Origin of the sequence: Streptomyces filipinensis, from assembly GCF_014649495.1 — a bacterium.
Taxonomy (GTDB): Bacteria; Actinomycetota; Actinomycetes; order Streptomycetales; family Streptomycetaceae; genus Streptomyces; species Streptomyces filipinensis.
Window position 1 is genome coordinate 140,616 of record NZ_BMTD01000018.1, and the last position, 17,674, is coordinate 158,289.

Annotated in this window: 19 protein-coding genes; 11 read left to right on the forward strand and 8 right to left on the reverse strand. The window is 71.3% G+C overall.

The features are described 5' to 3' along the window. Positions 1-8: 8 nt before the first annotated feature. Positions 9-1,385 carry a CoA transferase gene (locus IE244_RS32270; RefSeq protein ID WP_191877121.1) on the reverse strand — a complete coding sequence of 459 codons (1,377 nt, stop codon included), beginning with the start codon at positions 1,383-1,385 and terminating at the stop codon, positions 9-11. Between the two features lie 75 nt (positions 1,386-1,460). Then, entirely contained in the window at positions 1,461-2,990 is a 1,530-nt protein-coding gene (locus tag IE244_RS32275) for a S8 family peptidase (RefSeq protein ID WP_191877122.1), read from the reverse strand. A gap of 263 nt (positions 2,991-3,253) precedes the next feature. On the opposite strand from IE244_RS32275, the gene IE244_RS32280 reads away from it, so the two are divergent. The 3 genes from IE244_RS32280 (at position 3,254) to moaA (ending at position 6,391) form a co-directional block, all read left to right on the forward strand. Next, positions 3,254-3,610 (forward strand): DUF485 domain-containing protein, encoded by a 357-nt coding sequence (locus IE244_RS32280; RefSeq protein WP_031173807.1) that lies wholly within the window; start codon positions 3,254-3,256, stop codon positions 3,608-3,610. Continuing rightward, positions 3,607-5,232, forward strand: a complete 1,626-nt coding sequence (locus IE244_RS32285) for a monocarboxylic acid transporter (protein ID WP_191877123.1) — start codon at positions 3,607-3,609, stop codon at positions 5,230-5,232. The genes IE244_RS32280 and IE244_RS32285 overlap by 4 nt, the downstream gene beginning before the upstream one ends. Before the next feature lie 169 nt (positions 5,233-5,401). Continuing rightward, positions 5,402-6,391, forward strand: a complete 990-nt coding sequence (moaA, locus tag IE244_RS32290; protein WP_229854476.1) for a GTP 3',8-cyclase MoaA — start codon at positions 5,402-5,404, stop codon at positions 6,389-6,391. On the opposite strand, the gene IE244_RS32295 is transcribed toward moaA, so the two are convergent. Both IE244_RS32295 and IE244_RS32300 read right to left on the reverse strand, forming a co-directional pair. Continuing rightward, entirely contained in the window at positions 6,388-6,606 is a 219-nt protein-coding gene (locus IE244_RS32295; protein WP_031173810.1) for a hypothetical protein, read from the reverse strand. The genes moaA and IE244_RS32295 overlap by 4 nt on opposite strands. Positions 6,607-6,832: 226 nt before the next feature. Then, positions 6,833-7,225: a DUF3099 domain-containing protein gene (locus IE244_RS32300; protein ID WP_191877125.1), complete on the reverse strand. Its 393-nt coding sequence runs from the start codon at positions 7,223-7,225 to the stop codon at positions 6,833-6,835. Positions 7,226-7,428: 203 nt separating this feature from the next. Between IE244_RS32300 and IE244_RS32305 the strand changes: the two genes are divergently transcribed. Further along, complete coding sequence (locus IE244_RS32305; RefSeq protein WP_191877155.1) at positions 7,429-7,716, forward strand: GlsB/YeaQ/YmgE family stress response membrane protein; 288 nt, start codon at positions 7,429-7,431, stop codon at positions 7,714-7,716. Positions 7,717-7,809: 93 nt separating this feature from the next. On the opposite strand, the gene tyrS is transcribed toward IE244_RS32305, so the two are convergent. From tyrS to IE244_RS32320, 3 genes are read right to left on the reverse strand one after another with little or no spacing between them, the layout of a single operon-like run. Further along, positions 7,810-9,078 carry a tyrosine--tRNA ligase gene (tyrS, locus tag IE244_RS32310; protein WP_191877126.1) on the reverse strand — a complete coding sequence of 423 codons (1,269 nt, stop codon included), beginning with the start codon at positions 9,076-9,078 and terminating at the stop codon, positions 7,810-7,812. Between the two features lie 56 nt (positions 9,079-9,134). Then, complete coding sequence (locus IE244_RS32315) at positions 9,135-10,529, reverse strand: TldD/PmbA family protein (RefSeq protein WP_191877127.1); 1,395 nt, start codon at positions 10,527-10,529, stop codon at positions 9,135-9,137. Next, positions 10,526-12,049, reverse strand: a complete 1,524-nt coding sequence (locus tag IE244_RS32320) for a TldD/PmbA family protein (RefSeq protein ID WP_191877128.1) — start codon at positions 12,047-12,049, stop codon at positions 10,526-10,528. The genes IE244_RS32315 and IE244_RS32320 overlap by 4 nt, the downstream gene beginning before the upstream one ends. A 249-nt stretch (positions 12,050-12,298) precedes the next feature. Here IE244_RS32320 and fabG point away from each other — a divergent pair, with 249 nt between their 5' ends. The 3 genes from fabG (at position 12,299) to IE244_RS32335 (ending at position 14,345) form a co-directional block, all read left to right on the forward strand. Next, positions 12,299-13,003: a 3-oxoacyl-[acyl-carrier-protein] reductase gene (gene fabG, locus IE244_RS32325; RefSeq protein WP_191877129.1), complete on the forward strand. Its 705-nt coding sequence runs from the start codon at positions 12,299-12,301 to the stop codon at positions 13,001-13,003. Positions 13,004-13,008: 5 nt separating this feature from the next. Then, the gene (fabI, locus tag IE244_RS32330; protein WP_031173818.1) at positions 13,009-13,776 is read left to right on the forward strand and encodes an enoyl-ACP reductase FabI; all 768 of its coding nucleotides are present in this window, start codon (positions 13,009-13,011) and stop codon (positions 13,774-13,776) included. Positions 13,777-13,994: 218 nt separating this feature from the next. Beyond that, the gene (locus IE244_RS32335) at positions 13,995-14,345 is read left to right on the forward strand and encodes a hypothetical protein (RefSeq protein WP_191877130.1); all 351 of its coding nucleotides are present in this window, start codon (positions 13,995-13,997) and stop codon (positions 14,343-14,345) included. A gap of 9 nt (positions 14,346-14,354) precedes the next feature. Here IE244_RS32335 and IE244_RS32340 read toward each other — a convergent pair whose 3' ends face one another. Then, positions 14,355-15,047, reverse strand: coding sequence for a FadR/GntR family transcriptional regulator (locus tag IE244_RS32340; protein WP_191877131.1), 693 nt, complete (start codon positions 15,045-15,047; stop codon positions 14,355-14,357). 70 nt (positions 15,048-15,117) lie between these two features. On the opposite strand from IE244_RS32340, the gene IE244_RS32345 reads away from it, so the two are divergent. From IE244_RS32345 to IE244_RS32355, 4 genes are all read left to right on the forward strand, one after another. Next, positions 15,118-16,449, forward strand: a complete 1,332-nt coding sequence (locus IE244_RS32345) for a CynX/NimT family MFS transporter (RefSeq protein ID WP_191877132.1) — start codon at positions 15,118-15,120, stop codon at positions 16,447-16,449. 43 nt (positions 16,450-16,492) lie between these two features. Next, positions 16,493-16,612 carry an SGM_5486 family transporter-associated protein gene (locus tag IE244_RS42885; RefSeq protein WP_268252920.1) on the forward strand — a complete coding sequence of 40 codons (120 nt, stop codon included), beginning with the start codon at positions 16,493-16,495 and terminating at the stop codon, positions 16,610-16,612. Positions 16,613-16,805: 193 nt separating this feature from the next. Further along, positions 16,806-17,012, forward strand: coding sequence for a hypothetical protein (locus IE244_RS32350; RefSeq protein ID WP_191877133.1), 207 nt, complete (start codon positions 16,806-16,808; stop codon positions 17,010-17,012). Between the two features lie 78 nt (positions 17,013-17,090). Beyond that, positions 17,091-17,609: a SixA phosphatase family protein gene (locus IE244_RS32355; RefSeq protein ID WP_191877134.1), complete on the forward strand. Its 519-nt coding sequence runs from the start codon at positions 17,091-17,093 to the stop codon at positions 17,607-17,609. Positions 17,610-17,674: the final 65 nt, after the last annotated feature.

Consider the following 17,674-nt stretch of genomic DNA (forward strand, 5'->3'; position numbering starts at 1 on the left):
CCCCGCGTTCACCGCCAGTGGGCGCTGTCCGACCCCCAGGGCACCGGAGGCCTCGTCCAGTCGGCGGGGCCACCCGTGAAGGACACCGGCGGCAGCGCGTACCGCAGCCGGCCGAGCGGGCTGTCCCGCTCGGCCAGCCACGCCTGCGGCCCCTCGTACGCCGCACCCGTGGCCGCGGCCGGCCGGATCCCTTCCGTCAGCCAGAGCGCGGTCCGGGCCAGCGCCAGCCGCACCCACCGGCCGCCCCCGTCGTACGACTGCTCGGTCAGCGCCCGCAGTACGGCCGCCGCCAGCAGATACCCGGTGCCGTGGTCCAGGGCCTGCGCGGGCAGCGCGCCGGGCTCCGCGGCCGAGCCCTCGGTCGCCGCGATACCGGTCGCGACCTGGACGAGGCTGTCGAAGCCGCGCCGCCCGCCCCAGGGGCCGTACGCGCCCCACGCCGAGAGCTGCGCCACGACCAGCCCGGGCCGGCGCGCGAACAGGGCCTCCGGGGAGAGCCCGTACCGGTCGAGAGCGCCGGGCCGGTAGCCGGTGACGACGACGTCGGCCGAGGCCAGCAGCTCCTCGAAGGCGGCCCGGTCGACACCCAGGTCGAGCGTGGCGGACCGCTTGCCGAATCCCGTGTCGGCGTGCTGCTCGGGCAGCTCGGGCAGCTGCGGGGCGTCCAGGCGGAGCACGTCCGCGCCGAGCAGGCCGAGGGTGCGGGTGGCGACCGGCCCGGCGAGGACCCGGGTGAGGTCCAGTACGCGCAGCCCGGCCGCGGGCAGCAGCGCGGCGGCGGCCGGATCCAGGGGCGCGAACACGCGCGTGGGTGCCGTGCTCCGCCGCTCGCGCTCGACCAGCGGCCGTGCGGACACCTCGGCGGCCTGCTCGTGCGCCCGCCACTCCTCCGGGGTGCGCAGGGCGACGGCGAGGCCGCCGGCGCCGCAGACCGTCTCCTCGACCTCGCGTGCGGAGCGTTCGGCGAGCCGAGCGGCCACCGCCTCCACCGAGGCGTTCGCCGGCATGCCCAGCGCGCCGAGCAGACGGGCCCGGTGATGGGCGTAGTTGGCATGGGTGCGCACCCAGCCGTCGGCCGTCGGCCAGAACCGCGACAGCGGCGCGAAGCCGACCGGTGCCCGCCCGTCGACCAGCAGGTGCCGCTCACTGTGGAAGGCGGCCGCGACGGCGCCGTCGTCGACCCGGACGCCGGGCACCTCGGCGAGGCCGGCCCGGCGGGCCGCCAGCTCCGCGGCGGCCAGCGCACAGGAGCCGACACAGGCGCGGGCGAGCTCCCGGACGGGAAGGCGCGCCTGGAGCGCGCCTTCCCGCGGCACCGTGGTGACCCGCACAGGAGCGGCGGGATCGCCGCCCAGGGCGGACCATGCGAACTTGATACCAGTCATGACTGTACTATGCAGTATTGACTGAATCAATATATCGATAGAGGTGGACGCTGCTGCTCAACGGCTGCGTGAGGGCTACTTGACGGCACGCAGCGCGTTGACGACGCCGAAGCCGTAGAAGCCGTTGACGCGCTTGCCGCCGACGCAGGTCGCGTCCACGACCCCGTCGCCGTTGCCGTCGTAGGGCCCGCTCGGGCAGCCCGGGTTGTCCGCCTCGGCCTTCAGCAGGGCCTGCAGCTGAGCCGGGGTGGCGTGGGGATGGGCCGACTTCAGCAGCGCGGCGACCGCGGCCACGTGCGGCGAGGCCATCGAGGTGCCCTGGAGGAAGCCGTACTGGCCGTTCGGCAGCGTGGACAGGATGCGCCCGTTCTTCGACGGGGTGTCCGGGATCTGGAACTTGTCGCCGCCCGGCCCCGCCACGTCGATCACGCCCTGGCCGTAACTGGAGTAGTACGACTTGGCGCCCTTCACGCCCACCGCGCTCACGGTGACCACGCCGGGCAGCTGGGTCGGCACGTCGAAGCACTCGTGCGGGTCGACCGTGCGGGTCGTGGCGGTCGAGTCGTCGGGGCTGGAGGCGTCCGTGAGCGCGTCCGCGTCCAGGTCGTCGTTGGAGTTGCCCGCGGAGGCCACGTTGAGTGTGCCCTTGCGCTGTGCGTACGACTGGGCCCTGTTGACCGCGTCAACGATGGCACGCTGATCGGGATCATCCATGCAGTTGTACAGCCACGGATCAACGTAGTAGCTGTTGTTGGTGATCTGGATGCCGTGGTCGGCGGCGAACACGAACGCGCAGACCACACTCTCCGGATAGAACAGAGAGGTGGAGTCCGGCTGGGCCACCGTGATGCTCGCGACCTTCACACCCGGCGCCACCCCGGCCACGCCTATGCCGTTGCGGGCCGCGGCTATCTCACCGGCCACATGGGTGCCGTGGTAGTGATCGGCGTCCGCCGGACGCCACGCGCCGTACGTCGTGTCCGCCTTGCCGCTCACGCAGTTCGCCGACTGGGAGGCGGAGAAGTTCGGCGCGATGTCCGGGTGGGTGTCGTCGACGCCGGTGTCGATGACACCGACGGTCACGCTCCTGCTGCCCGGGTTGATCCGCGCGGCCTCGTCGGCGCCGATCGCCCGCAGATCCCACTGGTCCGCCTCCAGGGGTTCCTCGCCCGCCGCCGCACCGGCGGCGAGCTTCGCGGCCTCCGCCTTCGACAGGACCTGCACGGCGCCCTCGTCGGTCGTGCCCGCGGCACTGAGCGGCGCGGTGCGCGTGGCGCCCGCCGAGTCGACCCCGCGCACCGCGCGCATCCGCGCGCCGAAGCCGGGGTTCGCCGAGTGGGCGACGATCACGCCGATCCGGTCGTAACGGGCCACGACGGTGCCACCGTTGCGGAGGATCTCGCGCTGCACCGACTCGATCGTGTGGCGATCGGTACCGGTGTTGACCACATACGCGAGATTCGGTCCGTCGTCCGCCGCCCGCGCCGCCGGGGCCGTGACGGGTGCCGCCGAGGCGGCCGCCGGCAGGAAACCGAGCGAGGCGGTCAGCGACAGCACGACCGGCACGGCGAGAGCGAGCCGGCGTCTGGAGCGCAGATGAGCCATGGGATCTCCACATCATCCGGATACAGAACCGCCCGAGACACACAGGTTGGTGCTCGGGCAGGTACATGACGGGTGGTGCAGGCAGAAGCTATCCCCCTGCCTTGCCCCTCAGCAATCACTTGGCAATGACTCACCAAGACCGCTTGCGAATGAAACTCATAGGACTTGAACCGCTCCTCGCGTGGCGCCGTGGACCTTGGACGGGGAGCACGAGCACCATCGAGCCCCCGCCCTCAACGGCATCCGCAACGCGAGGAGACTTCGTGGCCACCGAGACACCGCCCCCCGCGACCCCGGGGGCGCCACTTCCCTCCACCGAGGAGTTCGTCGATGTGCAGCACAGCGCGGAGTTCGGTGAACTGCGCCGCGCCCACCGCTCCTTCGCCTTCCCGCTGACCATCGCCTTCACCGCCTGGTACCTGCTGTACGTCCTGCTGTCCAACTACGCGGGCGGCTTCATGGGCACCAAGGTGGCCGGCAACATCAACGTGGCCCTCGTCCTGGGCCTCGCCCAGTTCCTCACCACCTTCCTCATCGCCTGGTGGTACGCCCGGCACGCCGCCGCCAAGCTCGACCCCAAGGCGGAGGCCATCAAGTCCCGGATGGAGGGCGGCGCATGAGCCCCGCGCAGCACACCCTGCTGGCCGCCGGTGAGGCGAGCGAGCACCGGACACTGATCATCACCCTGTTCGCGGTGTTCGTCGCCGCGACCCTCGTCATCACCGTCTGGGCCGGCCGCCAGACCAGGGACGCCGCCGACTTCTACGCGGGCGGACGGCAGTTCACCGGCTTCCAGAACGGCCTCGCCGTCTCCGGCGACTACATGTCCGCCGCGTCCTTCCTCGGCATCGCGGGCGCCATCGCCCTGTTCGGCTACGACGGCTTCCTGTATTCCATCGGCTTCCTCGTCGCCTGGCTCGTCGCCCTCCTCCTGGTCGCCGAGCCGCTGCGCAACTCCGGCCGCTACACCATGGGCGACGTCCTGGCCTACCGCATGCGCCAGCGTCCCGTCCGCACGGCCGCCGGCACCTCCACCATCGTCGTGTCGATCTTCTATCTGCTCGCCCAGATGGCGGGCGCCGGCGTCCTCGTCTCGCTCCTGCTGGGCATCACCAGCGACGGCGGCAAGATCGGCATCGTCGCCCTGGTCGGCGTCCTGATGATCGTGTACGTCACCATCGGCGGCATGAAGGGCACCACCTGGGTCCAGATGGTCAAGGCGGTGCTGCTGATCGCCGGCGCCCTGCTGCTGACCTTCCTGGTCCTGCTGAAGTTCCACTTCAACGTCTCCGATCTGCTCGGCAAGGCCGCCGACAACAGCGGCAAGAGCGCGGCCTTCCTCGAACCGGGCCTCAAGTACGGCGCCACCGGCACCACCAAGCTGGACTTCATCTCGCTCGGCATCGCCCTGGTCCTCGGTACCGCGGGCCTGCCGCACATCCTGATCCGCTTCTACACCGTGCCCACGGCGAAGGCCGCCCGGAAGTCGGTCATCTGGGCGATCGGCCTGATCGGCGCCTTCTACCTGATGACCCTCGCCCTCGGCTTCGGCGCGGCGGCCCTCATCAAGCCCGACGAGATCATCGCCTCCAACAAGGCGGGCAACACCGCCGCACCCCTCCTGGCGCTGCATCTGGGCGGCGTCGACTCCAGCTGGGGCGCCGTCCTGCTCGCCAGCATCTCCGCCGTCGCCTTCGCCACCATCCTCGCGGTCGTCGCGGGCCTGACCCTGGCCTCGTCGTCCTCCTTCGCGCACGACATCTACGCCAACGTCATCAAGAGGGGGCGGGCCACCGAGAAGCAGGAGATCGGCGCGGCCCGCTGGGCGACCGTCGGCATCGGCGCGGTCTCGATCGTCCTCGGCGCCCTGGCCCGCGACCTGAACGTGGCCGGCCTGGTGGCCCTCGCCTTCGCGGTCGCGGCCTCCGCCAACCTGCCGACCATCCTCTACAGCCTGTTCTGGAAGCGGTTCACCACCGCGGGTGCCCTGTGGTCGATCTACGGCGGTCTGGTCACCGCGGTCGGCCTGGTGCTGTTCTCGCCGGTCGTCTCCGGCAAGCCGACCTCGATGTTCCCCGACGCCGACTTCCACTGGTTCCCGCTGGAGAACCCCGGCATCATCTCCATCCCGGTCGGATTCCTGCTCGGCGCCGTGGGCACCCTGCTCTCCAAGGAGGCCCCCGACACCGGGAAGTACGCGGAACTGGAGGTGCGGTCCCTGACCGGCACCGGAGCACACTGACGTTCGTACGACGGCCGCGTCGAAAAGGGCCTGTAGGGTCCTACGACGCGGCCTTGTCGTACCTCGTCGGATCGGGTCGCTGTCGTTGTCAGTGGTGTCACGTAGGCTCGCAAGTGACGGAACAAGTGACGTAGGACAATTGCTTCGGGAATCGAGGGAGGGGGCCCACGTGCTCATCGACACCTACGGCCGAGTGGCCACCGACCTGAGGGTCTCGCTGACCGACCGCTGCAATCTGCGCTGCACGTACTGCATGCCCGAGGAGGGCCTGCAGTGGCTGGCCAAGCCCGACCTGCTCACGGACGACGAGATCGTCCGCCTCATCGACATCGCCGTACGGACGCTCGGTATCGAGGAGGTCCGCTTCACCGGGGGCGAGCCCCTGCTGCGCCCCGGTCTGGTGGGTATCGTCGAGCGCGTCGCGGCGCTCGCGCCGCGCCCGCAGATGTCCCTCACCACCAACGGCATCGGCCTCGGACGCACCGCGACCGCCCTGAAGGCCGCGGGCCTCGACCGGGTCAACGTCTCCCTGGACACCCTCCGGCCGGACGTCTTCAAGACCCTGACCCGCCGCGACCGCCACAAGGACGTCCTCGCGGGGCTCCAGGCCGCCCGCGAGGCAGGCCTCACCCCGGTCAAGGTCAACACCGTCCTGATGCCGGGCCTGAACGAGGACGAGGCCCCCGACCTGCTGTCCTGGGCCGTGGAGCACGACTACGAACTGCGCTTCATCGAGCAGATGCCCCTGGACGCCCAGCACGGCTGGAAGCGCGACAGCATGGTCACCGCCGGGGACATCCTCGCCTCCCTGCGCACCCGCTTCGACCTCACCCCCGAGGGCGCCGACACCCGCGGCTCCGCCCCGGCGGAGCGCTGGCTGGTGAACGGCGGCCCGCACCGGGTCGGCGTCATCGCCTCGGTCACCCGCCCGTTCTGCGCGGCCTGCGACCGCACCCGCCTCACCGCCGACGGCCAGATACGCACCTGCCTGTTCGCGACCGAGGAGACCGACCTGCGCGCGGCCCTGCGCTCCGGCGCCCCGGACGAGGAGATCGCCCGGATCTGGCGGCAGGCGATGTGGGGCAAGAAGGCGGGAGCGGGCCTGGACGACCCGTCGTTCGTCCAGCCGGACCGGCCCATGTCGGCGATCGGCGGCTAGGCGCCCTCGGGCTCCTGCCAGTCCGCGAACTTCACCACGTCCTTCAAGAAGCCCCGCACCCCGAGGAACTGCGACAGATGCTCGCGGTGCTCCTCGCAGGCGAGCCACGTCTTGCGCCGCTCCGGCGTATGGATCTTCGGGTTGTTCCACGCCAGCACCCACAGGGCCTCGGCTCGGCAGCCCTTGGCGGAGCAGATCGGGGTCTCGTCACTCACGGGTTCGTCTCGGGTTCGTCTCGCGGAAGGGGCGCAAACAAGGCGACGCCGAGCAGCCACGGGGGGAGCTGCCCGGCGTCGGTCCGTCGCTCCGACGGGGGATGCGGAGCGCGTACGCAGTATGTCACGGCTACCCCACCGCCCGGCACTGGAACTACATGATTGATCTGAGCTTTTCTTGAGCTTGACGGGCGGCGCCGTTCCGCTTCCGCCGTGTCGTCCGTGGTCACACGGGGTCGGGCCGCTTACCGTCCGTCCCCGCCGGATGACTCGCCGCATCCTGCGGAACGGACCCCTCCGGGGCCTCCTCCGCGCGCGGCGGCGTGATCATGGGCCGCGCCGGCGCGGTGACGAACGTCGACGGAAGGGACGGCGGCCGCTCCCGGCCCGCGTTGGCGACCACCACGGCGATATAGGGGAGAACCGCGCCGAGCACGAGCGCCACGAGGGCCACGTACCGCTCGACGTTCCACAGGCAGACGGCGAGAATCACCGACGCCGTGCGGATCGTCATCGAGATGACGTACCGCCGCTGCCGGCCCCGTACGTCCTCGGCGAGTCCCGTCCGGGCCCCGGTGATCCGGAACACCTGGCTGCCGCCGCCGTGCTGTTTCCGCATCACATTCCACCATCCACCCACATCGGACTTCGCCCGACCTCCCACGTTACGCCCCGGTCTCGCCCCCCACGAGACCGGGGCGCCCCCTGCCTGCGGTGACGCGCCCGGCCCCGCCGCGCACGGGGGAACCCGACATGCGCCGTCCGGCCCACCGACCCACACTGGCCCTAGTTGCTCAGGTCGAGCCGTACGAGGAGGCAGCCATGGGCTGGTTGTGGGCGATCATCGTGGGATTCGTGCTGGGCCTGATCGCCAAGGCGGTCATCCCGGGAAAGCAGCACAGCCCGCTGTGGCTGACCACCATCTGCGGCATGCTCGGCGCCATCGTGGGCAACGCCGTCGCCCGCGCCCTGGGCGTCGAGGCGACCCGCGGCATCGACTGGAGCCGGCACATCTTCCAGCTGGTGGCCGCGATCATCATCGTCGCGGCGGTCGACGCCCTCTACATGGCGACGCTGGGCAAGAGGAAGCAGCAGCGCGCCGGTGCGTGACCCGTCAGGGGCGCGGGGTACTGCGCGAGAAACCACGGCGAAAGCCGCACTCCGCAGATCACCCGCGCCCCCACGGCGCTGTCCGGCACAGCGCTATCCGGCGACGACCTCCACGGCCGCCAGGTTCTTCTTGCCGCGCCGCAGCACCAGCCACCGCCCGTCCAGCAGATCCTCGGACGAGGGCACCGCGTCCTCGGACGCGACCTTCACGTTGTTCACGTAGGCCCCGCCCTCCTTCACGGTCCGCCGCGCAGCGGACTTGCTCGCCACCAGACCGACCTCGGCGAACAGGTCCACGACCTGACCCAGCTCCGCGACCTGGATGTGCGGCACCTCGGACAGCGCCGAGGCCAGCGTCCGCCCGTCCAGTTCCGCGAGCTCACCCTGCCCGAACAGGGCACGGGACGCGGCGACGACCGCGGCTGTCTGCTCCGCGCCGTGCACCAGCGTCGTCAGCTCCTCGGCGAGCGCGCGCTGCGCGGCCCGGGCCTGCGGACGCTCCTCGGTCTGCCGCTCCAGCTCCTCGATCTCCTCGCGGGACCTGAAGCTGAAGATGCGCAGGAACTTGGAGACGTCCCGGTCGTCCGCGTTGACCCAGAACTGGTAGAACGCGTACGGCGTGGTCATCTCCGGGTCGAGCCACACCGTGCCGGACTCGGTCTTGCCGAACTTGGTGCCGTCCGCCTTGGTGATCAGCGGCGTGCCCAGCGCGTGCACCACCGCGTCCGGCTCGACCCGGTGGATCAGGTCCGTGCCGGAGGTGAGGTTGCCCCACTGGTCGCTGCCGCCGGTCTGCAGCGCGCAGCCGTGCCGCCGGTACAGCTCCAGGAAGTCCATGCCCTGCAGGATCTGGTAGCTGAACTCGGTGTAGCTGATGCCCGCGTCGGAGTTGAGCCGCCGGGAGACGGCCTCCTTGGCGATCATCTTGTTGACGCGGAAGTGCTTGCCGATGTCCCGCAGGAACTCGATGGCCGACAGGCCCTGGGTCCAGTCCAGGTTGTTGACCATCACGGCGGCGTTCGGCCCGTCGAAGTGGAGCAGCGGCTCGATCTGGGCGCGCAGCCGCTCCACCCAGCCGGCCACGACCTCCGGCGCGTTCAGCGTGCGCTCGGCCGTGGGCTTCGGGTCGCCGATGAGACCCGTGGCGCCCCCGACCAGCGCCAGCGGACGGTTGCCCGCCTCCTGGATGCGGCGCATGGTCAGGATCTGCACGAGGTTGCCGAGGTGCAGGCTGGGCGCGGTCGGGTCGAAGCCGCAATAGAACGTGACGGGACCGTCCGCGAACGCCTTGCGCAGCGCCTCTTCGTCCGTGGAGAGGGCGATGAGCCCCCGCCACTTCAGCTCGTCGACGATGTCCGTCACGGTTCTCGTGTCTCCTCGGTGATCGTGGGGCAGTCGGGTGACAGCCGACTACGAGGTTATACGCCCTGACTGACAGAGCTCATGTTGAAATCCGGGATCCGCAGCGCGGGCATCGCGGTCCGGGTGAACCAGTCGCTCCACTCGCGCGGCAGCGTCTTCTCCGTACGGCCCGCCTCCGTGGCCCGCCGCAGCAGGTCCACCGGCGACTCGTTGAACCGGAAGTTGTTCACCTGCCCGGTCACCTCGCCGTTCTCCACGAGGTAGACGCCGTCCCGGGTCAGGCCCGTGAGCAGCAGCGTCGCCGGGTCGACCTCCCGGATGTACCACAGGCAGGTCAGCAGCAGCCCGCGCTCGGTGCCCGCGATCATGTCCTGCAGGGAGCGGTCGTCCCCGCCGTCCAGGATCAGGTTCCCCGGCGCCGGGGCCACCGGCAGCCCGGTCAGGGCCGCGCTGTGCCGGGTGGTCGTCAGGTTCCTGAGGACGCCCTCGCCGATCCAGTCGGTGGAGCGGGTCGGCAGACCGTTGTCGAACACCGACTGGTCGCCGCCGGAGGAGTGGGCGACCACGAAGGGCGGGCACTCCAGGCCCGGCTCGTTCGGGTCGCTGCGCAGCGTCAGCGGCAGCGCGGAGAGCTTCTCGCCCACACGCGTGCCGCCGCCCGGCCTGGAGAACACCGTCCGGCCCTCGGCGGCGTCCCGGCCCGATGCGGACCACAGCTGGTAGATCAGCAGGTCCGCGACCGCGGTCGGTGGCAGCAGCGTCTCGTACCGGCCCGCGGGCAGCTCCACGCGCCGCTCCGCCCAGCCGAGCCGTACGGCCAGTTCGGCGTCGAGCGCGCCCGGATCGATGTCCTTGAAGTCCCGCGTGGCGCGGCCCGCCCAGGCCGAGCGCGTGCGGTCGGGCGACTTGGCGTTCAGCTCCAGCGTGCCGGTGGGCTGGTCGTGCCGCAGGCGCAGCCCGGTGGAGGTGCCCAGGTACGTCGACACCAGCTCGTGGTTGGCGAAGCCGTACAGTTCCCGGCCGCCCGCACGCGCGCGTGCGAACGCCTCGCCGAGCGCCGGCGCGAAGTCGGCGAACACCGCGGAGGAGGTCTCGGCCGGCGCGTCCGTGAAGTCGGGAGCCGCCGGGACGCCCTCGACCAGCGGCTGCGCGTCCTCGGCGGGCCCGGCGCCGCGCGCGGCGGCTTCGGCGGCCCGCACCAGCGGTTCCAGCTCCTGCGAGGTGACCGCCGAGCGCGACACGACACCGGAGGCGGTGCCCTCCTTGCCGTCGACGGTGGCGATCACGGTGAGCGTACGACCGCGCGTCACCCCGTTCGTGGTGAGCGCGTTGCCGGCCCAGCGCAGGTTGGCGGTGGAGTGTTCGTCGGCGATCACGACACAGCCGTCGGCCCGGGACAGCGCGAGCGCCTGCTCGACGGTCTCGTGCGGCTTGTGGGTGCGGGCGCTCATCGACCGGCCTCCTGCGTGGTGTTCAGAATGTTGACGCCCTTGAAGAGGGCGGACGGGCACCCGTGCGACACGGCGGCCACCTGTCCGGGCTGGGCCTTGCCGCAGTTGAAGGCGCCGCCGAGGACGTAGGTCTGCGGACCGCCGACGGCGGCCATCGAGCCCCAGAAGTCGGTCGTGGTCGCCTGGTACGCCACGTCCTTGAGCTGCCCGGTGATCCGCCCGTTCTCGATCCTGAAGAAGCGCTGCCCGGTGAACTGGAAGTTGTACCGCTGCATGTCGATCGACCAGGACCGGTCGCCGACCACGTAGATGCCCCGGTCGACGCCGCCGATCAGGCCCTCGGTGGACAGTCCGGCGGGATCCGGCTGCAGGGACACGTTGGCCATGCGCTGCACCGGTACGTGCGCGGGGGAGTCGGCGTAGGCGCACCCGTTGGACCGGTCGAACCCGGTGAGCCGCGCGATCCGGCGGTCCAGCTGGTAGCCGACGAGCGTGCCGTCCCTCACCAGGTCCCAGGACTGCGCCGCGACGCCCTCGTCGTCGTACCCGATGGTCGCGAGCCCGTGTTCGGCGGTGCGGTCCCCGGTGACGTTCATCAGCTCGGAGCCGTACCTCAGCTTGCCCAGCTGGTCGAAGGTGGCGAAGGAGGTGCCGGCGTAGGCGGCCTCGTAGCCGAGCGCACGGTCCAGTTCCGTCGCGTGCCCGATGGACTCGTGGATGGTCAGCCACAGGTTGGACGGGTCGACGACCAGGTCGTACAGGCCCGGCTCCACGCTGGGCGCGCGCATCTTCTCGGCGAGCAGCTCCGGGATCCGCTCCAGCTCGGCGTCCCAGTCCCAGCCGGTGCCCGTGAGGTACTCCCAGCCGCGTCCCACGGGCGGTGCGATGGTCCGCATGGAGTCGAACTCGCCGCTCGACCCGTCGACCGACACGGCGGTCAGCTGCGGATGCAGCCGCACCCGCTGCTGGGTGGTCACGGTTCCGGCGGTGTCGGCGTAGAACTTGTTCTCGTGCACGGTGAGCAGCGAGGCGTCCACATGGTCGACGCCGTTCGCGGCCAGCAGCCGTGTGCTCCACTCGGCCAGCAGCGCGGCCTTCTCCTCGTCCGGCACGGAGAAGGGATCGATCTCGTACGACGACACCCACGTCTTGTCGGCGTGCACCGGCTCGCCGGCCAGCTCCACGCGCTCGTCCGACCCGGCGGCCCTGATCACCTGCGCGGACAGCTTGGCCATGGCCACGGCCTGGGAGGCGACCTTGGCGGCCGCGTCGAGGGTCAGGTCCACCCCGGAGGCGAAGCCCCACGTACCGCCGTGCACGACCCGGACCGCGTACCCGAGGTCGGTGGTGTCCGACGATCCGGCGGGCCGCGCGTCCCGCAGCCGCCAGGACGCGCTGCGCACCCGCTCGAGACGGAAGTCCGCGTGCTCGGCCCCGAGCGCACGCGCGCGTGCCAGCGCGGCGTCGGCCAGGGCCCGTAGGGGAAGCGCCGTGAAGGCTTCGTCGATGGAATGGGGCACGGAGGTCTCCCTGCTGTCGTGGCCTGTCGGGTCCGATCATGTCGTGGGAGCGGCCCGGCGGACCACATGTTTCAGGCCCGGGCGCGGTTGGTTCTGTAGGGATCCGACAGCGACACCCCCGAGCCACTGTCGGTGCCCGATTGCCCACAGGCGCTGCCGTACCGATAGGTTTTCGATGAAGCCGCCTGTCATCCAGGTGTTCGGGCGGGTTGTCGGACATCTGCAGACCGCTATCGAAAGGGTGATCCGTTGAGCCGCTCGGTTCTCGTCACCGGAGGCAACCGGGGCATCGGCCTCGCCATCGCCCGCGCATTCGCCGACGCCGGCGACAAGGTCGCGATCACGTACCGCTCGGGTGAGCCGCCGGCTGGCTTCCTTGCCGTCAAGTGCGACATCACCGACGCCGAGCAGGTGGAGCAGGCCTACAAGGAGATCGAGGACCAGCACGGTCCGGTCGAGGTTCTCGTCGCCAACGCCGGCGTCACGAAGGACCAGCTCCTGATGCGCATGTCCGAGGAGGACTTCACCTCGGTCATCGACACCAACCTCACCGGCACCTTCCGTGTCGTCAAGCGCGCCAACCGCGGCATGCTGCGCGCCAAGAAGGGCCGCGTCATCCTGATCTCGTCCGTGGTCGGACTGCTCGGCTCGGCGGGCCAGGCGAACTACGCCGCCTCCAAGGCCGCCCTGGTCGGCTTCGCGCGCTCCCTCGCCCGTGAGCTGGGCTCGCGCAACCTCACCTTCAACGTCGTCGCGCCCGGTTTCGTCGACACCGACATGACCAAGGTGCTCACCGACGAGCAGCGCCAGAACATCGTCTCGCAGGTGCCGCTCGGCCGTTACGCGCAGCCGGAGGAGATCGCCGCGACGGTGCGGTTCCTCGCCTCGGACGACGCCTCGTACATCACTGGAGCCGTCATTCCCGTTGACGGCGGACTGGGAATGGGTCACTGATCACCATGAGCGGAATTCTCGAGGGCAAGCGCGTCCTGATCACCGGTGTGCTGATGGAGTCCTCCATCGCCTTCCACGCCGCCAAGCTGGCCCAGGAGCAGGGCGCCGAGATCATCCTGACCGCGTTCCCGCGGCCCACGCTGACCGAGCGCATCGCCAAGAAGCTGCCCAAGCCCACCAAGGTCATCGAGCTCGACGTCACCAACGACGAGCACATGGGCCGCCTGGCCGACGTCGTCGGCGAGGAGCTCGGCGGCCTGGACGGCGTCGTGCACTCCATCGGCTTCGCGCCGCAGGACGCGCTCGGCGGCAACTTCCTCAACACGCCGTTCGAGTCGGTCGCCACGGCCATGCACGTCTCGGCGTACTCCCTGAAGTCGCTGACCATGGCCTGCCTGCCGCTGATGCAGAACGGCGGCTCCGTCGTCGGCCTCACCTTCGACGCCCAGTACGCCTGGCCGCAGTACGACTGGATGGGCCCGGCCAAGGCCGCCCTGGAGGCCACCAGCCGGTACATCGCGCGCGACCTGGGCAAGCAGAACATCCGCTGCAACCTCATCTCCGCGGGCCCGATCGGCTCCATGGCCGCCAAGTCCATCCCCGGCTTCAGCGACCTGGCCTCCGTGTGGGACACCCGCTCCCCGCTGGAGTGGGACCTCAAGGACCCGGAGCCGGCCGGCAAGGGCATCGTCGCGCTGCTGAGCGACTGGTTCCCGAAGACCACCGGCGAGATCATCCACGTCGACGGCGGTCTGCACGCGATCGGCGCGTGACCGCCTCCGCTCGCGCGTGACCTGTGACCGAGGCCCGCACCCCGCAGGGGGCGCGGGCCTCGGCCGTACGGGCGCACGGGGGCGGGAAGGGCCGGCACCACGGCGCGGGGCGTCACCCGTTCGGCCCACCGGCCGGGCGTCCACCGGCCCGGGCGGCGCACCCTGGATTACGCGTGCACCCACGCGTCCCTCCGCAGCCCGGCCGAGGAGGTCCCCTTGTGCGCCTGTCCCGCAGCCTGGCCCCGGTGACCGTGGCCGTGGCCCTCGTGCTCTTCCTGCCGTACGAGGCGATGCCCTACGCGCGCGTGGACGACGGAAAGCCACCCGCGCCGAACCTCTTCGGAGCCTCGTGCCGCACGACCGTCCGCGGCTCCCAGGTGGTGGCCTACTGCCACAACCCCTATGCCGACATCGACCGCGTGCGTCTGCACATCGAGTGCGCCCGCTGGTGGGACATCGACACCGACAGCGCACCGGTGGACACCGAGCCCGCCATGACCGTGCGGCTCGCCGGCCGGTGCTGGAAGGAAGTCCGCTCGGTGTGGATCAGCCACCAGAGGGAACACTGAGCCGCCGGTTCAGTCACCGGAACGCGCGCTGAACCGGCCCGGGCGGCACAGGAACGGATAGCTCCCGGCCTCGGCCGCCGCCGCCTCCGCGTCCCCGGCACGGATCGCGTCCACGAGCCGCCGGTGGTCCATGTGCGTCTCCGGGGTCAGCTCCGCGCCGACGTCGGCGCGTAGCCAGTCGCGCAGCACCTCGCCCAGATCGGCGTACATCGCCGTCATCGCGTCGTTGTGGGAGGCGGCCACGACGGCCAGGTGGAAGGTGGCGTCGGCGGTCACGAAGGCCTCCGCCTCGCCCGTCTCCCAGGCCGCCTCGCGCCGCTCCAGCAGCGTGCCGAGCTGCTTGAGGTCCTTCTCGGTGCGCCGCTCGGCTGCCAGCTTCGCCGCGGCGGACTCCAGCGCCGCGCGCAGCTCCGCGATGTGCCGGGGGTCGGCGTCGGCGAACCTGCGGTGCATCACGCCGGCCAGCTCGCTCGTCGCCACCACATAGGTGCCGGAGCCCTGCCGGATGTCCAGCAGACCGTTGTGGGCGAGGGCGCGGACGGCCTCGCGGACGGTGTTGCGGGCGACGCCGAGCTGCTCGACCAGTTCCGGTTCCGTCGGGATGCGTGACCCGACCGGCCACTCACCGGAGGCGATCTGGTTGCGCAGTGCCGAGATGACCTGCTCGGACAGCGCCGAACGGCGCGGGTGGCTCAGGGGCATGGCACACCTTCGCACGACGGTCCCGGACGGGAGCGTCCCGGGAGTGGACAACCAATCATCCTATGATTCTATGATGAGTCTCATGGCATGTGAGGAAACCCGGACCGTGGAGACCCGTACGGCGATGTCACCGACCGAGCGCGGTACGGCCGCCGCGACGAGCACCCCCGAGACGCCACCCGGCGCGGGCCGCACGCGCGCGTGGGCGACCCGTCTGGTCGTGGTCGGCATCGTGCTGTCCGCGCTGAACCTCCGTCCGGCCATCACGAGCCTCGGCGCGCTCCTGGAGGAGGTCCGCGACGGGCTCGGCATGAGCGGAAGCGTGGCCGGCCTGCTCACCTCCGTGCCCCCGCTCTGCTTCGCGGTCTTCGGTGTCACCGCTCCCCGCCTGGCCCGCCGCTTCGGGCCTGCCGCGGTGGTGTGCGCCGGTATGGCCGCCATCACCGCGGGCCTGCTCATACGGCCCTACCTCGGCAGCACGGCCGGCTTCCTGGCCGCGAGCGCGCTCGCCCTGATGGGCATCGCCGTCAGCAACGTGCTCATGCCGGTCATCGTCAAGCGCTGGTTCCCCGACCGGGTCGGCTCCATGACCGGCCTGTACTCGATGGCCCTCGCCCTCGGCACCTCCCTCGCCGCCGCGGTGACCGTGCCCCTGACCGACGCCCTGGGCGGCGGCTGGCAGTCCGGCCTCGCCGTGTGGGCCGCCATCGCCGGCACCGCCGTGCTGCCCTGGCTGCCGCTGGTGCGGGAGCGCGGCACCCCCGCCGCCCCGCCGCAGGAGCCCGCCTCCGGGGCCGCCACGCGGCACGCCCCGCTGCGCATCACCCGCAGCCGCACCGCCTGGGCGCTCGCCGTCTTCTTCGGCCTCCAGGCCACCGCCGCCTACGTCACCATGGGCTGGATGCCGCAGATCTTCCGGGACGCCGGTGTCCCGGCCGGCACCGCGGGCGTGCTGCTCGCCGTCACCATGGTGATGGGTGTGCCGCTGGCCTTCGTCATCCCGCGGGTCGCCACCCGGTTGCCCCATCAGGGGCCGATCGTGCTGGTCCTGGGCGTGTGCGGTCTTGCCGGGTACACCGGCCTCTACGTCGCGCCGGCTGCCGGAGCCTGGGCCTGGGCCCTGCTGCTCGGCGTCTCCAACTGCGCCTTTCCGCTGGCCCTCACGATGGTCGGCATGCGGGCCAGGAGCGGCCCGGGCGTGGCCCAGCTGTCCGCGTTCGCGCAGAGCACCGGCTATCTGATCTCCATCCCCGGCCCGCTGCTGGTCGGCGTGCTCTACCAGCACAGCGGCGGCTGGGGCCTGCCGATCGCCCTCATGGCGGGCCTGATGGTGCCGCAGATGGTGGTGGGCTTCCTGGCGGGCCGCGACCGCACGGTGGAGGAGGAGGCGGCCGGGCGCTGACCCCCGCGCGGGAGATCCGGCGGAAAGGTGCGAGACTGGGCGCATGCAGCCTGTGCTCGACCCGAACCCGCAGAACGGCCAGAAGAAGATGCTGCTCGTCTTCGGCTCGTTCTTCGCCATCTTCGTCGTCATCGCCGTCATCGCGACCCTCGCCTCCCCGTGACGGTCGCCGCCGGGCGGCGTCCCGGCCCGTGTCCGGCGGCGGGGGTGGGGATACCCCCACCATCCCCTAGGGGGTAAGGGTCAGGGTCAACTGGGTGGAAGTCCGGATGGGTTGCCGGCCCTCGATTCCGTAGCTTCGAGACGTGACCGTGGGACACGGTCACGGATCCGCGCGAAGACCCACGGAGGCGACCATGCCGGCCCGCACCCCCTCCCGGCCCCACCCGGCGACCACGGGCGGCGTGGACATCCGGCTGCCCTGGTGGGCCCTCGCCCTGCCCGCGCTCGCCTTCCTCGCGCTCCTCGCGCTGATACTGAACCCGTCGGACGCGCACGCGGCGAGCGGCGATCCGGCGATCACGCACCTCTTCGAGCGCGCCCAGCAGCTCCTCACGCGCTGACCCGGAGCCTCCGCGCGCGGTGAATCCGCATGTCAACTCCCTGCGCCCCCTGGCCTGTTTCATGCGAAGCTGGGTCCCATGAGCGCCGCAGAACCTCGCAGGATCGTCCTCTTCCGGCATGCGAAAGCCGACTGGCCACAGGTGTCCGACCATGAGCGCCCGCTCGCCGAGCGGGGCCGTAAGGACGCCGCGGTCGCCGGACGCAAGCTGGCCGACACCGGTATCACCTTCGACCTGGCCCTGTGCTCCACCGCCACCCGGACCCGCGAGACCTGGAAGCTCGCCGTCCACGAGCTGGCACACCGGCCGAAGACCGTCTACGAGGAGCGGGTCTACGAGGCCTCGCCCGGCGAACTGATCGCCGTGCTGAACGAGACGCCGGAAGACGTGCGGAACGTGATCCTGATCGGCCACAACCCGGGCGTCCACGGCCTGGCCGACATCCTGTCCGGCACGGCCGAGGGCGACGCCCGGGAGCGGATGAACCGCCGGGGCTTCCCCGCGGCCGGCTTCGCCGTGCTGTCCTTCGACGGCGCCTGGAAGGCCCTGGAGCCGGGCGCGGCCACACTCACGGACTACTGGGCGCCCGCCGAGTGACCTCACGCAGACGCGAGGGCCCGGCACCCGCGCGGCGCCGGGCCCTCCCGTAACCGGGCCGGCCG

Bases quoted from the DNA above. Each gene is read 5' to 3' on its own strand.
- IE244_RS32315 (WP_191877127.1), bottom strand. From the start codon at position 10,529: ATGAGCGCCCGCACCCACAAGCCGCACGAGACCGTCGAGCAGGCGCTC.
- IE244_RS32285 (WP_191877123.1), top strand. From the start codon at position 3,607: ATGAGCCCCGCGCAGCACACCCTGCTGGCCGCCGGTGAGGCGAGCGAG.
- IE244_RS32305 (WP_191877155.1), top strand. From the start codon at position 7,429: ATGGGCTGGTTGTGGGCGATCATCGTGGGATTCGTGCTGGGCCTGATC.
- IE244_RS32345 (WP_191877132.1), top strand. From the start codon at position 15,118: ATGATGAGTCTCATGGCATGTGAGGAAACCCGGACCGTGGAGACCCGT.
- IE244_RS32350 (WP_191877133.1), top strand. From the start codon at position 16,806: ATGCCGGCCCGCACCCCCTCCCGGCCCCACCCGGCGACCACGGGCGGC.
- fabI (WP_031173818.1), top strand. From the start codon at position 13,009: ATGAGCGGAATTCTCGAGGGCAAGCGCGTCCTGATCACCGGTGTGCTG.
- IE244_RS32355 (WP_191877134.1), top strand. From the start codon at position 17,091: ATGAGCGCCGCAGAACCTCGCAGGATCGTCCTCTTCCGGCATGCGAAA.
- IE244_RS32275 (WP_191877122.1), bottom strand. From the start codon at position 2,990: ATGGCTCATCTGCGCTCCAGACGCCGGCTCGCTCTCGCCGTGCCGGTC.
- IE244_RS32340 (WP_191877131.1), bottom strand. From the start codon at position 15,047: ATGCCCCTGAGCCACCCGCGCCGTTCGGCGCTGTCCGAGCAGGTCATC.
- IE244_RS32300 (WP_191877125.1), bottom strand. From the start codon at position 7,225: ATGCGGAAACAGCACGGCGGCGGCAGCCAGGTGTTCCGGATCACCGGG.
- IE244_RS42885 (WP_268252920.1), top strand. From the start codon at position 16,493: ATGCAGCCTGTGCTCGACCCGAACCCGCAGAACGGCCAGAAGAAGATG.
- IE244_RS32270 (WP_191877121.1), bottom strand. From the start codon at position 1,385: ATGACTGGTATCAAGTTCGCATGGTCCGCCCTGGGCGGCGATCCCGCC.